Here is a 13339-nt window from a genome sequence, read left to right on the forward strand (position 1 = left end):
CATCCTGCCCGACGAGGTGCCGGGACGGGACCTGCCGGGCGGGCCTACTGGGCCTTGACCGCCAGGACCGGGCAGGGGGCGTCGAGGAGCACGCGCTGGGCGTTGCTGCCGAGGATCAGCTTGCCGACCGGCGAGCGGCGTCGCAGGCCGATCACGAGCAGCTCGGCGTTGTTGGCCTCGGCGATGCTGATGAGGTCCTCGGCGGGCTCGAAGCCACGTACGAGCTGGCGGATGTCGTGCTCGACGCCGGCCTCCTCGAGGGTGGCGCGGACCGCTGCCATGTCGTCCTCCGCGCTGCGCGCCCGGGTGCCGTCGAACTCCTGGCCTCCCCGGTGGGAGTTCACCACCACGAGCTTGCTGCCGCGCAGCTTCGCCTCGCTGATGCCAGCAGACAGGGCGGCTTCGCCCTCCGGCTTGGGGACGTACCCGACGACGACGGTGCCCATGGTGTCTCCTCTCGTGGCCGGCAGCGCCACGCCGCCGACCTGTTGGCACCGTAACGGAAACAGGCTGCCTTGGGCAGCCTGTGGACAGGCGCGTTGCGGATGCTCTCCTCCGGCAGGGTGAGGACATGGCGCCTGCACGTGCACGTCCTCGAGGGCCCGTCGTCGCGCTCGAGGCCCCGATCGACCGGACCACCCACGCGGTGCTGCGCGCCGCGACCCTGGAGCTGCTCGAGGTCGAGGCCCGGCGCCACTTCCCGTCCGTCCTGCACGCCGGCGTGCCCGGTCGCACCGCACGCCACTGTGACGACCCGCGCACCACCGACCCGGGCCTGCGGGCCGACGTCGTGCTGGCGCTGCTGCGCCACGCGGCGGCGCTGACGCCGCGTCCCTACCTCTGGCTCACCCGGCCCGGCGAGCTGAGCACGCACGACGAGGACCTGCGCTGGCTCGGTCCTGCCACCTGGGCGACGTCCGCCCTCGGGACGCACACGCCCCTGGTCGTCGTGACGCGTCGCGGCTGGTTCGATCCCGTCAGCGGCGTATGCCGCGAGTGGCGACGCCTGCGCCGACGGGCGTGAGGTCGCCTCAGTCCCAGAGGTGCACGGGCTCGTTGCTGTGCATGCGGTCCTTGTAGTCGAGAAGCGTGGCGCGCAGGGCGTCGAAGCGATCCTCTCCCCCACGTGCGCGCACCCGATCGACGAACCACGCCGCGCCGCTGGTCTCCAGCAGGCACCGCTGCTCGATGATCCCGAGATAGCGGTCGCTCTCCTCGGCGGGCACGCCCCACGCGTCGAGCCCGGCCTTCGCCATGGGCAGCAGGCGGCGCAGCACGAGCTCGGTGGCGCGCGCCTGGCCGATGCCGGGCCAGTAGACCTGGGCGTCGACGCCCATCTGGGCGGCCACGTGGAAGTTCTCCTCCGCCGCCGAGAAGGACATCTGCGACCACAGGGGTCGCTCGCTCTCGGCGAGGAATCGGATCAGCCCGAACCACAGGGCCGCGTTGGCGATCGTGTCGGCCACGGTCGGGCCCGCGGCGAGCAGCCGGTTCTCGACGCGCAGGTGCGGCACACCGTCCGCCACGTCGTAGACCGGCCGGTTCCAGCGGTAGATCGTGCCGTTGTGCAGGCGCAGCTCGTGCAGCAGCGGCGTGCCGCCGGACTCGAGGACCTCGAGCGGGTCCTCCTCGTCGGTCACCGGCAGCAGGGCCGGGAAGTAGCGCACGTTCTCCTCGAAGAGGTCGAAGACCGACGTGATCCACCGCTCGCCGAACCACACGCGCGGTCGTACGCCCTGGGCCTTGAGCTCCTCGCTGCGGGTGTCGGTGGCCTGCTCGAACAGCGGGATGCGGGTCTCACGCCACAGCTCCTTGCCCAGCAGGAACGGGGAGTTGGCCGAGACGGCCAGCTGCACGCCGGCGATCGCCTGGGCGGCGTTCCAGTAGGCCGCAAACTGGTCGGGCGAGGTCTGCACGTGGAACTGCGTGCTGGTGCACGCCGCTTCGGGCACGATCGAGTCCGCGGTCGTGGTGAGCCGCTCGCGTCCCGAGATGCTGATGGTGATGTCCTCCCCGCGGGCGCTGAGGATCTGTTCGGACAGCAGGTTGTAGCGAGGGTTGGCGCTCAGACTGGCGCGGTTCATGTGGCCCTCGGCGAGCGTCGGCAGGATGCCGATCGCGACCTGGTGCGCCCCGACCTGTGCCGCCTTCTCCTCGGCGTCGTTGAGAGAGTGCCGCAGGCTCTGCTCGAAGGTGCTCAGCCCGCCCTCGCGCAGCTTGGCCGGGGCGAGGTTGATCTCGATGTTGAACTGGCCGAGCTCGGTCTGGAAGTCGGGGTCCGCGATCGCCTCGAGCACCTCGGCGTTCTTGAGCGCCGGGTCGCCGGCGTCGTCGATGAGGTTCAGCTCCATCTCGAGCCCGGTCATCGGGTCGTCGGTGTCGAAGCGCGCCTCGCGCAGCATGCGCGCGAAGACGTCGAGGTTGCGGCGCACCTTCTCGCGGTGCCGCGTCCGGTCCGCGCGACTGAACTCCTGCTGGTCGACCTCTTCACCCATGCCCGAACCCTAGTGTCGTGGGCACGGCGCGGGAACCGTCCCGAAGGCTGGTCCAGCGCGCGGGTCAGGCAGCGGGATCCGCGGTCCCGCCCAGGCGGGGTCGCAGCACCTCCCAGTCGTCGGGCGACGTGGCGGACTCGAGCAGCTGGGCGACCAGTCCGGCCAGCGAGTGGTCGGGCTCGACGGCCTGGCAGCGGTCGACCGCGCACCACGCCAGCGCGCCGTCCCCTGCGAGCCAGGCAGCGAAGGCCAGCACGGCGGCCGGAGCGGCCACGTGGGGAGACGGCAGGCGGCGTACGGCATCGGACCACAGCTCGACGGCACCGCGTGCGTCGGTGCGTCCCAGGCAGGCCCACGCCTCATCGCGGAGCGAGCCCGCCGTGACGGTCAGCGCGACGGCCGCCAGCTCGGCGCAGGTGAACCTCGTGCCGGCTGCCAGGTGCCGGCGCGCCAACGTCCCCAGGGCACCGGCGGGCAAGGGCACCGCAGCGCCGATCTCGTCCTCGACCTCACCAGCGAGGACGGGGTCGACCGCGATCGTCGCGCGCAGGGCCTCGCGGCTGGCGTGGGTGACACGGCCGTCGAAGACGGCCTGGGCGGTGAACGGGTGCTCGGCCAGCTCGAACGGCACGCCGCGGTAGGCCGCCAGCGGCGCGCCCGGCAGGACGGCGTACCAGTGGTCGTCGTGGACCCGCAGCACCTCGCGCACCTCGACGCCGGCTGCGGTGAACTCCTCGTGGATCGCCCAGGCGGCCTCGTCGGCCACCGTGGTGTCGTCGTCGTAGACCACGACGACGACCTCGCGCACGCCGTGGCGACGGGCCGGGCGCAGGAGCGCCTCGACGACGTCGTCCACGTCGTCCGGGTCGTGCGGCAGGTCGACGCGGGCCTGCATGCCGCCCGGCGCCCCGGTGCTCACCATCACCACGGAGTGCTCGGGCAGGAACCCGAGGGCAAGGGGGACGAAGGCAGCGATGTCGGCGGGCGTGCGTGCCCGCAGGAGCGTCGGGGGCGGCGAGCCCCGGTCGGCGGAGGTGGATGGGAACGGGGTGCTGTCGGCGGTGTCCATGACGAGGACGTTTCCCGCGACCACCGACCCTCCATGCCCGACCGGGTCCGGCCCTGTGGAGAACCGGTCCCCCAGCGTGCCTGTGGACGGTTCGTGGCCCACGACGCGCCCGCGGAGTCCTTGGCGCGACGCCCTGAGAGGATGGAGCGGTGACCGGACAGACGACGCGGACGACGCGCGGCTGATGCGTTCGACCGCCTCGGTCCTGCACCTCGACCTCGACGCGTTCTTCGCCGCCGTCGAGCAGCGCGACAAGCCGTCGCTGCGCGGCAAGCCGGTGATCGTCGGCGGCACCGGCGGGCGGGGCGTGGTGGCCACGGCGTCCTACGAGGCGCGGACCTTCGGCGTCGGATCGGCGATGTCCGGGCGCGAGGCACGGGCGCGCTGCCCGCACGCGGCGTTCCTCAGCGGCCGTTTCCACGCCTACCGGGAGACCAGCACCCGCGTCATGCAGGTGCTGCGCGAGCTCTCCCCCCTCGTCGAGCCGCTGTCCCTCGACGAGGCCTTCGTCGACCTGGCTGCCGCCGACCTGCCCGACCTCGAGGTCGCCACCGTGACTGCCGCGGGCGAGCGGCTGCGCCAGCGCGTGCACGAGGTGACCGGGGGCCTGACCGCGACCGTGGGCATCGCCTCGTCCAAGTTCCTCGCCAAGGTCGCGAGCGAGCTCGACAAGCCGGACGGGATGACGGTGGTGCCGCCGGGCACCGAGCTGGACCTGCTGCGTCCGATGAAGGTCACCGTCATCCCCGGCGTGGGACCGGCGACCGCCGAGCGGCTGCGGCGTGCGGGCATCCACACGATCGCCGAGCTCGAGGCGGTCGAGGAGGACGAGCTCGTACGCCTGCTGGGCCAGGCGCAGGGACACGGGCTGTGGCACCTGGCGCGCGCCCGCGACCCGCGCCCGGTGCTGGCCGAGCGGGAGGCGAAGTCGATCAGTGTCGAGGGGACCTACGACACCGACCTCAACGACCGCCGGGTCATGGAGGGCCTGCTCACGCGTCAGGCGCGCGACGTCGGCGCCCGGATGCGGAAGAACGGCTTCTCCGGCCGCACCGTGACGATCAAGGTGCGCCTGCACGACTTCACCACCCTCAATCGCTCCAGCACCCTGTCCAGCCCGACCGACGACGGCGCGACGATCGCCCGCATCGCCCGGTCGCTGCTGGCCGACCTCGACACCACCGGGGGTGTGCGGCTCCTCGGAGTCGGTGTCTCCGGGCTGGCCGACTGGGTGCAGGAGGACCTGTTCGGCTCCACACCGGAGGAGGACGAGGCCGAGGAGGTGGCGCTGCCCGAGCCGCCGCGACGCACCTGGCCGCCCGGCGCGGACGTCGTGCACGACGAGATGGGACAGGGCTGGGTCTGGGGATCGGGCTCCGGCGTGGTCACGGTGCGCTTCGAGACCGCCGACACTCCCCCCGGCCCGGTGCGCAGCTTCCGCGACGACGACCCTGCGCTGCACCGGCTCGAACCGCCCGCCGAGGACTGAGCCGGAAGCGGGACCGATCCGTCGACGGGTGTTCACCGGTCGCAGGTTGCGCGCCTCCGCCCGTGTCGGGCCCCCTCGAGGGGCACACAGGTTGAGGGGCTCCAGATGGTATGAGCATCGGGAGCCCCTCGATGTGTCCGGCGGTGGTGGCGTCCGGACCACCGCACCGGCATCCGGTCCCCGCCGACCCCGCCACCGGGCCTGCGCGGCGAGCGAGCTCGCCGGGTGGGACTGATCCTTCGATGCGATCCCCGGCCCCGCCGAAGCGGCACCGGTAGGGAGAGTTCTATGCCCGCGGGCGCCACGGCGCAAGGCTTCAACCCGACAAACCCGCGGTCCCACAGGGTTGCCCACAGAAGTCGGCCCACGATCCACAGAGATGGCGCGCTCCTCCACAGCGGTCGTCGGCCCGCTCTCGCGCGGGCCGCGCATGTTCCGGGCGCAGGAGGGAACCCCTGAGAAGTCCCTGAGAGTTCCGGAATCGTGGAATTCCGGCAGCCACTGGCGCGTCAAGTCAGGTGAAGGCACCGAGCAATCCGTTCGGGAATCCCGCAACGGACACAGGCGTTGGACCAGACGTGCGACACAGGGGTGGCCGCACGAGGAGCAGGAGGACCAGATGAGCACCGCACAGGCCAAGCGCACCACCACCACGCGTGAGATCGAGGGCCGCGACAGCGTCGGCCTTTACCTCGACGAGATCGCCCGCACCCCGCTCCTCGACGCCGAGACCGAGGTCGAGCTGTCCAAGACCATCGAGGCTGGCCTGCTGGCCCAGCACCTCCTCGACACCGGTCGCATCGGTCGCCGCAAGGGCGGCGCCCCGATGAGCGCCAACGAGGAGGAGCTCGAGTGGCTGGCCGAGCAGGGACGCCTCGCGGTGGACCGCTTCATCGAGGCCAACCTCAGGCTCGTCGTCTCCATCGCCCGCAAGTACGGCCGCTCCCAGATGCCGATGCTCGACCTGATCCAGGAGGGCAACACCGGACTGATCCGCGCCGTGGAGAAGTTCGACTACACCAAGGGCTACAAGTTCTCGACGTACGCCACCTGGTGGGTGCGCCAGGCCATCACGCGAGGCATCGCCCAGCAGGCCCGCGTCGTCCGCCTCCCCGTCCACGTCGTCGAGGAGCTCAACCAGGTCGGCAGCGCCCGTCGCACGCTGGAGCGCCAGCTCGGCCGCGACCCGGAGCCGCAGGAGATCGCCACGGAGCTCGGGATGGAGCTCGACCGCGTGCTCGACCTGATGAGCTGGGGGCGCGACCACGTCTCCCTCGACACCCCCGTCGACGAGGACGGCGACACCTCGCTGGGTGACCTGATGGCCCAGGAGACCGCGCCGGGTCCGGACCTCAACTTCCTGGACGTCGAGGCGCGCCAGCGGCTCGAGGACCTCGTGGGGATCCTGGACGAGCGCTCGGCCGACATCGTCCGGGCGCGCTACGGCCTGGCCGACGGCCGTCAGCACAAGCTCGCCGACATCGGCGCACGCCACGGCATCTCTGCCGAGCGGGTCCGCCAGCTCGAGCGGGAGGCGCTCCAGAAGCTCCGCCGCGCCGGCGACCCCGACCTGGCTGCCTGATCGCCTAGTACGACGCGGACAACAGGTCCGCACTCGCGGCCCGTGCCCGTTCGACCACGTCGGCGGGCACGGGCCGCTGTGCTGCCACGCGTGCCTGCCACACCTGGAGCGCCACCACCCGCGCGGCTGCCTCCTCGACCCGCTCGCGCGAGACGTCGCCGGCGATGATCGCGTCGGTGACGATCTGGTGCGTCGTCGCGGTCTCGACCGGCATCAGGAGCAGGTCGGCGCCCGCCTTCAGCGCCTGGAGGGCCGGGGTCGGCCGCCCGCCGACCGCGCCCATGCCGAGCGAGTCGGTGATGGCCACCCCCTCGAAGCCGAGGTCGTCGCGCAGCAGGTCGTACACCTCCGGGGCCATGCTGGCCGGCACGCCGGGCGCGATCGCGGTGAGGTCGAGGTGGCTCAGCATCACTGCGGGGGCGGCCTTGTCGATCGCGGCCTCGAAGGGCGGCAGGTCGTGCGCCTCGATCTCCCCCAGGGGTGAGTCGACGACGGGCAGCGTGTCGTGGCTGTCGCTGGTCGCGGTCCCGTGGCCCGGGAAGTGCTTGACCGTCGAGACGATGCCGGCTGCGTCGTAGCCCTTGATCGCCGACGAGACGGCGTCGGCCGCGAGCTCCGGGTCCGTCGACGGCGAGCGGGCGCCGATCGTCGGGTCGGCGGCGCCGATGGTCACGTCGGCGACGGGGGCGAACACCCAGGTGAAGCCGAGGCCGCGCAGCTCGAGGGCCGTGGTCAGCGCTGCTACGCGGGTGGCCCGGCGCCCCTCCTTGGGGTCGGCGGCGATGGCCTGGCCGGCAGAGGCGAAGTGCGGGAACTCGGTGGCGATGCCCCGCAGGTGGGAGACGTAGCCGCCCTCCTGGTCCACGCCGATCACGGGCGGGAAGTCGCGTCCGTCGTCCGCTGCGGCCTGCGCGATGCCGGCGGTCATCGCCCGCACCTGGTCGAGGTCGGCGACGTTGGCCCCGGTGACCGAGACACCCGCGAGGTGCAGGTCGCGCACCATCCGCGCGGGCTCCGCAGGATCGGTGCCGTGGAAGCGTCCCACGATCACACCGCCGGCGAGCTGCTCGGGGGTCCAGGTGCTGACGAGCTCGCGGGCCGCGTCGAGCTCGCCCACGGTGGGCCCCCAGGAGGTCGGGGCGTCCGGGTCCTCGGTCTCCTCGGCCTCGGGAGACGCGGCGGTGGGCGGGGCGGAGGACGACGGCGCGGAGGTCGCGGGCGCCGCGTCGTCGGACGTCGGGCTGAGGCCGGCGCAGCCGCTCACGAGCAGGACACCCGTCGCGATCACGGCCAGTCGGGGTCGGATCGGAAGCACGCGTGGAGGCTACCGGCCCCACCCACGCGAACCGGAAACGTCAGGCCCGCGCGGCCAGCTCGGCGTACACGTCCTCGACGCGACGGCGCAGGTCGTCGAGCGAGCCGGTGTTGTCGACCACGTGGGTCGCGATCGAGAGCCGCTCCTCCCTCGAGGCTTGCGCGGCGATGCGCGACTCGGCCTCCTCGCGGGTCCATCCGCGGTCACCGACCATGCGTGCCACCCGGACCTCCGTGGGCGCGTCCACCACCATCACGGCATCGAACGAGCCGGCCCGGCCGACCTCGGCCAGCAGCGGGATGTCGTGGACGACCACGGCGTCGGCATCGGCTGCGGCCTCGAGCTCGGCACTGCGCCGGTGGACGAGGGGGTGGATGATCGCCTCGAGGCGCTTGCGGGCACCCGCGTCGGCGAAGACCAGGGCGCCCATCGCCGGCCGGTCCAGGTCTCCCCCGGGCGTCAGCAGTCCGGGCCCGAACTCGGCCACGACCGCCTCCAGCCCCGACGTGCCCTGCGCGACCACCTCGCGCGCGATCGCGTCGGCGTCGATGACCACGGCGCCCAGCTCGGCGAGGATCGCCGACACCGTGCTCTTGCCGGAGGCGATGCCCCCGGTGAGTCCCACCCGGACGGTCACTGGTCCTCCCCCACGACGACGGTCAGCATCTCGTGGAGCGTACGGCGCTGCGCCGGCGTGAGCACGTCCAGGACCCGTTCGGACGCCTCGAGGCGCACCTGCTCGATGCGTCCGACGAGGTCCAGGCCGGCGTCGGTGAGGGTGAGGGTGGTGGCCCGCCGGTCGCTGGGGTCGCCCGCACGCCGCAACCACCCGTGCTCCTCCAGGGCGTCGGCCACCTCGGTGGCCGAGCGCGGAGCGATCCCCAGCTCCTCGGCGAGCACCGAGGGACGCATGCCCCCGGGGCGGGAGGCGAGCACGCGAAGGGCCCGGGACTGCGCCGGGGTGATGTGCCACTCGGCGAGGGCGTCGGCGTACGCACGTCGCACCCGTCGCGCGAGGGCCATGACGAGGTCGCCGGTGTGCTCCTGCGACCCCGGTCGTGGAGAGGGGCGTGCGTCCATGGAATATCTCCGCGTCCTGTCCGGTTGTGACCTCATAGTGAGGTTACCTCACATACATCCCTCGTCCCAGAGAGGAGCTGGTCGCATGGAAGACCTCTCCCGACCCGGATCCCGGTCCGACTCCCCCTCGAGCCGCTCCCGCCGCGGCGGGCGGCCCGACCCCGCCGACGTGCGGCAGCTCGCGGACTCTCCCGTCTCGCTGCGCCGCGTGGCGCGCCTCTTCGCGCCGCATCGCTCGACGCTCACCGTCGTCGTGGCCCTGATCGTGCTGAGCTCGACCGTCTCGCTGGCCCAGCCCTTCCTCGTGCGCCACGTCATCGACGAGGCGCTGCCGCGCCAGGACGTACGCCTCCTGCTGGTCCTGGTCGGCGCGATGCTCGCCGTCGCGATCGCGACCGCCGCGATCGGCGTCGTGCAGACCTGGCTCTCGACCTCCGTCGGCCAGCAGGTGATGCACCGCCTGCGCAGCGACCTCTTCGCCCACCTCCAGCGCCAGTCGCTCGACTTCTTCACCCGCACCCGCGGGGGCGAGGTGCAGTCGCGCCTGGTCAACGACATCGGCAGCATGCAGGGGGTCGTGACCCAGACCGCGACCTCGATCGCCGCCAACGTCACCGTCGTGGCGGGCACGGCGGTCGCGATGGTCGCCCTCAGCTGGCGGCTCGCGCTCATCTCGCTGGTGGTCCTGCCGCCGGCCGTGCTGCTCACCCGGCAGGTCGCGCGGATGCGCCACCGCATCACCGGCGAGAGGCAGCGCCGCCTCGCCGACCTCCACGTCCAGATCGAGGAGGGCCTCTCCGTCAGCGGGGTGCTGCTGTCCAAGACCCTCGGAGCGTCACCGCGCCTCACCGCGAGGTTCGACGAGACCTCGTCCGACCTGGTCGGCCTGGAGATCCGCTCCCGCCTCGCCGGCCGCTGGCGGATGGCGACGATGAACGTCGTCTTCGCTGCCGTGCCGGCCGCGATCTACCTCGCCGCCGGCCTCCCCGCGACGTCGGGTGGGATGACCATCGGCACCCTGGTTGCCTTCATCGCCCTCCAGGGCAACCTCTTCCGCCCGCTGATGGGCCTGCTCAACGTCGGGGTCGACCTGACCGCCTCGATGGCGCTCTTCAGCCGCATCTTCGAGTACGCCGACCTGCCGGTCGACCTCGTCGAGGCGAGCGACCCGACCCGCCTCGAACGCACGTCGGCCCGCGGCGAGGTGCGGTTCGACGGCGTGGGCTTCGGCTACGACCCCGACCGGCCGGTCCTCGCCGGGATCGACCTCGTCGTCTCGGCCGGCTCCACCCTCGCGCTGGTCGGCGAGACCGGCAGCGGCAAGTCGACGCTGGCGTCACTGGTCCCGCGCCTGCGCGACGTCACGACCGGGAGCGTCACCATCGACGGTGTCGACGTCCGCGACCTGGCCTCGGCCGACCTCGCCGAGCTCGTGGGCGTCGTGACGCAGGAGACCTACCTGATGCACGCCAGCGTGCGCGACAACCTGCGCCACGCCCGCCCCGACGCCACCGACGCCGAGATCGAGGACGCCTGCCGCCGTGCCCGCATCCACGAGCTCGTGGCGTCGCTCCCCGACGGCTACGACACCCTCGTGGGCTCCCGCGGCCACCGCTTCTCCGGCGGCGAGCAGCAGCGCCTGGCGATCGCGCGCACCCTCCTGCGCGACCCGGCGGTGCTGGTCCTCGACGAGGCCACCAGCGCGCTGGACAACGAGACCGAGCGGGCCATCCTGGAGACCTTCGCGTCCGTGTCCGCGACCCGCACCACCATCACCATCGCGCACCGACTCTCCACGGTGCGCGACGCCGACCAGATCGCCGTGCTCCACGACGGGCGCGTGGTCGAGCTCGGCACCCACGAGGAGCTGCTGCTCCGCGGTGGCCGCTACGCCGACCTGGTGCGCGGCGGGCTCGAGCGCGAACGCTCGGCCGCCTGAGCGGACGTCATGGGAATCCGGGGTTCGCACCTCGAGATCCCGTGACGTACGCCTCCCGGCCGGCTCAGGCGGACGCCTCCTCGGCGGCCGCCAGCAGCACGCACGTCGCGACGGCGTCCATGGCCTCGGTGACCTCCGCGAGCGGCGGCATCGTGGGCGCGAGGCGGATGTTGGTGTCGTCCGGGTCCTGCTTGTAGGGGAACGACGAGCCCGCAGGGGTCAGCGCGATGCCCGCCTCCTTGGCCAGCGCCACGACGCGCGACGCCGTGCCCGGCACGACGTCGAGGTTGACGAAGTAGCCGCCGGCGGGCTTGTTCCACGTCGCCACGCCGCGCCCGTCGAGGCGCTCGGTCAGCACCCGGTCCACCTCGGCGAACTTCGGCGCGATGATCTCGCGGTGCTTGCGCATGTGCTCGCGCACGCCGTCGGGCGAGCCGAAGAACTCGGCGTGGCGCAGGTGGTTGACCTTGTCGGGTCCGATCGAGCCGTTGCCGAGGTGCCCGAGGTACCACGCGACGTTGGCGGTGGACGCGGCCAGGAAGGCCACGCCTGCGCCGGCGTAGGTGATCTTCGACGTCGAGGCGAACATGATCGGCCGGTGCGGGTGCCCCGCCGCCGAGGCGAGGGTGAGGATGTCGGCGCTCTTCGCCTCGTCCTCGGTCAGGTGGTGCAGCGCGTAGGCGTTGTCCCAGAAGATCTTGAAGTCCGGCGCGGCCGTCGGCATCGCCGCCAGGCGGGCGGCGACGTCCTGGCTCACGACGGCGCCCGTCGGGTTGGCGTACGTCGGCACGATCCACATGCCCTTGATGCTCGGGTCGTCCGCGACCAGCGCGGCGACGGCGTCGACGTCGGGGCCGTCGTCGTGCATCGGCACCGTCACCATCTCGATGCCCAGGCTCTCCAGCAGGGTGAAGTGACGGTCGTAGCCGGGCACCGGGCAGACGAAGCGCACCTTCTCCTCCTGGCTCCACGGCCGCTCGGAGTCGACGCCGCCGAAGAGCATCAGGTAGACGAGGCAGTCACGCATGATCGTGAGACTCGAGTTGCCGCCTGCGACGACCTGGTCGGGCTCGACCCACAGCAGCTCGGCGAACATCTCGCGCAGCTCGCGCAGGCCCTCGAGCCCGCCGTAGTTGCGTACGTCGACACCGGCCGCGTCCTTCGTCGAGGTCGGCAGGTGCAGCAGCGCGTCGGAGAGGTCGAGCTGCTGCGACGACGGCTTGCCGCGCGTCAGGTCGAGCTTCAGCCCGCGCGCCTTCAGCTCCTCGTAGGCGGCGCGCTGCTGCTCGAGCAGGGCGGCGAGGTCGTCGGCGGAGAGGTCGGTCAGCGCAGTCGCGGTCACGCGGGCAAGGCTACCGAGGACCGTCCTGCGGTCCCCCGGGTGGAGCCACGGATCGGGACGCACGACTCAGGCGGTCAGCCGGAACGTACGCCGGTACTCCTGCGGGCTGACCCCGCGCGAGCGACCGAAGTGGTGGCGCAGCGTGGCGGCGTTGCCGAACCCGACCTCTCCGGCGACCCAGTCGACCGGGTGGTCGGTCTGCTCGAGCAGCTCCTGCGCCGCACGCACCCGCTCGCCGAGGATCCAGCTGTAGGGCGTCGTCCCGGTCTCCTCCTTGAAGCGGCGGGCGAAGGTGCGCGCCGACATGTGCACCTGGCGCGCGAGGGTCTCGACGTCGAGGTCCTCGCCCAGGTGCTCGCTGATCCACGCCAGCAGCGGCGCGAGCGCCTCGGACTCACAGACCGGGACCGGCCGGGCGATGAACTGCGCCTGACCGCCGTCGCGGTGCGGCGGCACGACCATCCGCCGGGCGGTGGTGGCGGCCACCTTGGCGCCGAACTGCTGGCGCATCACGTGCAGCGCGGCGTCCAGCGCGGCGGCCGAGCCCGCGCCGGTGACGATCGACCCGTCCTGCACGTAGAGGACGTCGCGGTCCACGATCGCCTCCGGGTGGCGCTCGGCCAGCTCGGCGGCGTAGCGCCAGTGCGTGGTGCATCGACGACCGTCGAGGAGGCCGGCCTGCGCCAGCATGAAGGTCGCCGAGCAGTGAGCGAAGAGCATCGCGCCCCGGTCGTGGGCGTCCAGGAGCAGCTGGGACACCTCCGGGGACGTCTCGAGGTAGTTGCCCTTGGGCGCGAGGCAGACCAGGTCGGCGTCGGCGGCCTCCTCCAGCTCGTGCTCGACCACGAGGTCGAAGCCGGCCCGCGTGCGGAGCCTGCCGGGCTCAGGGGTCACGACGACGAAGTCGAAGACCGGGTTGTCGTCCTCGGGGTGGTAGGGCTCGGCCCACACCTCGCACAGCGCTCCCAGCCCGAACGGCTCGGGCTGGCCCTGCACCACGACGGCGACCTTCTTCATGGCGCCAGCAT

At 72.6% G+C, this 13339-nt stretch carries 12 protein-coding genes; 4 read left to right on the plus strand and 8 right to left on the minus strand.

Translation table 11 applies throughout. From position 1 onward, the window contains the following. Positions 1 to 44: 44 nt before the first annotated feature. A complete protein-coding gene (locus tag IRX98_RS03645) occupies positions 45 to 446 on the minus strand; it encodes a universal stress protein (protein WP_207085221.1) in 402 nt (133 codons plus the stop codon). 125 nt (positions 447 to 571) lie between these two features. Between IRX98_RS03645 and IRX98_RS03650 the strand changes: the two genes are divergently transcribed. Beyond that, positions 572 to 1024 carry a hypothetical protein gene (locus IRX98_RS03650; RefSeq protein ID WP_224273929.1) on the plus strand — a complete coding sequence of 151 codons (453 nt, stop codon included), beginning with the start codon at positions 572 to 574 and terminating at the stop codon, positions 1022 to 1024. Positions 1025 to 1031: 7 nt separating this feature from the next. Here the strand turns inward: IRX98_RS03650 and IRX98_RS03655 are convergent, their stop codons facing one another. Together IRX98_RS03655 and IRX98_RS03660 are read right to left on the minus strand one after the other, a co-directional pair. Further along, the gene (locus IRX98_RS03655) at positions 1032 to 2495 is read right to left on the minus strand and encodes a glutamate-cysteine ligase family protein (RefSeq protein ID WP_224273931.1); all 1464 of its coding nucleotides are present in this window, start codon (positions 2493 to 2495) and stop codon (positions 1032 to 1034) included. A 64-nt stretch (positions 2496 to 2559) separates the two neighbouring features. After that, on the minus strand, positions 2560 to 3564 hold the full coding sequence (locus IRX98_RS03660; RefSeq protein WP_224273933.1) for a DUF4192 domain-containing protein: 1005 nt from the start codon (positions 3562 to 3564) through the stop codon (positions 2560 to 2562). Positions 3565 to 3748: 184 nt separating this feature from the next. On the opposite strand from IRX98_RS03660, the gene IRX98_RS03665 reads away from it, so the two are divergent. Continuing rightward, the gene (locus IRX98_RS03665; RefSeq protein ID WP_224273935.1) at positions 3749 to 5053 is read left to right on the plus strand and encodes a DNA polymerase IV; all 1305 of its coding nucleotides are present in this window, start codon (positions 3749 to 3751) and stop codon (positions 5051 to 5053) included. A 619-nt stretch (positions 5054 to 5672) separates the two neighbouring features. Then, positions 5673 to 6635, plus strand: a complete 963-nt coding sequence (locus IRX98_RS03670) for a sigma-70 family RNA polymerase sigma factor (protein ID WP_207085216.1) — start codon at positions 5673 to 5675, stop codon at positions 6633 to 6635. A 4-nt stretch (positions 6636 to 6639) separates the two neighbouring features. On the opposite strand, the gene IRX98_RS03675 is transcribed toward IRX98_RS03670, so the two are convergent. Genes IRX98_RS03675 through IRX98_RS03685 form a run of 3 tightly spaced genes read right to left on the minus strand, consistent with a single transcriptional unit; the run spans position 6640 to position 9030 of the window. Next, positions 6640 to 7950 carry a glycoside hydrolase family 3 N-terminal domain-containing protein gene (locus tag IRX98_RS03675; protein ID WP_224273937.1) on the minus strand — a complete coding sequence of 437 codons (1311 nt, stop codon included), beginning with the start codon at positions 7948 to 7950 and terminating at the stop codon, positions 6640 to 6642. Positions 7951 to 7990: 40 nt separating this feature from the next. After that, positions 7991 to 8587: a dephospho-CoA kinase gene (gene coaE / locus IRX98_RS03680; RefSeq protein WP_224273938.1), complete on the minus strand. Its 597-nt coding sequence runs from the start codon at positions 8585 to 8587 to the stop codon at positions 7991 to 7993. Next, on the minus strand, positions 8584 to 9030 hold the full coding sequence (locus IRX98_RS03685; protein ID WP_224273939.1) for a MarR family winged helix-turn-helix transcriptional regulator: 447 nt from the start codon (positions 9028 to 9030) through the stop codon (positions 8584 to 8586). Before IRX98_RS03685 ends, coaE begins: the two co-directional genes overlap by 4 nt. 85 nt (positions 9031 to 9115) lie before the next feature. Between IRX98_RS03685 and IRX98_RS03690 the strand changes: the two genes are divergently transcribed. Continuing rightward, positions 9116 to 10969, plus strand: a complete 1854-nt coding sequence (locus IRX98_RS03690) for an ABC transporter ATP-binding protein (RefSeq protein WP_308044392.1) — start codon at positions 9116 to 9118, stop codon at positions 10967 to 10969. Between the two features lie 64 nt (positions 10970 to 11033). Here the strand turns inward: IRX98_RS03690 and IRX98_RS03695 are convergent, their stop codons facing one another. Further along, a complete protein-coding gene (locus IRX98_RS03695; RefSeq protein ID WP_224273940.1) occupies positions 11034 to 12311 on the minus strand; it encodes an aspartate aminotransferase type Ic in 1278 nt (425 codons plus the stop codon). Positions 12312 to 12377: 66 nt separating this feature from the next. Further along, on the minus strand, positions 12378 to 13328 hold the full coding sequence (locus IRX98_RS03700) for a GlxA family transcriptional regulator (RefSeq protein WP_224273941.1): 951 nt from the start codon (positions 13326 to 13328) through the stop codon (positions 12378 to 12380). Positions 13329 to 13339: the final 11 nt, after the last annotated feature.

Origin of the sequence: Nocardioides lacusdianchii (assembly GCF_020102855.1) — a bacterium.
Classification (GTDB): Bacteria; Actinomycetota; Actinomycetes; order Propionibacteriales; family Nocardioidaceae; genus Nocardioides; species Nocardioides lacusdianchii.

Coding starts and splice junctions, on each gene's coding strand:
- IRX98_RS03645 (WP_207085221.1), bottom strand. CDS start 446: ATGGGCACCGTCGTCGTCGGGTACGTCCCCAAGCCGGAGGGCGAAGCC.
- IRX98_RS03650 (WP_224273929.1), top strand. CDS start 572: ATGGCGCCTGCACGTGCACGTCCTCGAGGGCCCGTCGTCGCGCTCGAG.
- IRX98_RS03655 (WP_224273931.1), bottom strand. CDS start 2,495: ATGGGTGAAGAGGTCGACCAGCAGGAGTTCAGTCGCGCGGACCGGACG.
- IRX98_RS03660 (WP_224273933.1), bottom strand. CDS start 3,564: ATGGACACCGCCGACAGCACCCCGTTCCCATCCACCTCCGCCGACCGG.
- IRX98_RS03665 (WP_224273935.1), top strand. CDS start 3,749: ATGCGTTCGACCGCCTCGGTCCTGCACCTCGACCTCGACGCGTTCTTC.
- IRX98_RS03670 (WP_207085216.1), top strand. CDS start 5,673: ATGAGCACCGCACAGGCCAAGCGCACCACCACCACGCGTGAGATCGAG.
- IRX98_RS03685 (WP_224273939.1), bottom strand. CDS start 9,030: ATGGACGCACGCCCCTCTCCACGACCGGGGTCGCAGGAGCACACCGGC.
- IRX98_RS03690 (WP_308044392.1), top strand. CDS start 9,116: ATGGAAGACCTCTCCCGACCCGGATCCCGGTCCGACTCCCCCTCGAGC.
- IRX98_RS03700 (WP_224273941.1), bottom strand. CDS start 13,328: ATGAAGAAGGTCGCCGTCGTGGTGCAGGGCCAGCCCGAGCCGTTCGGG.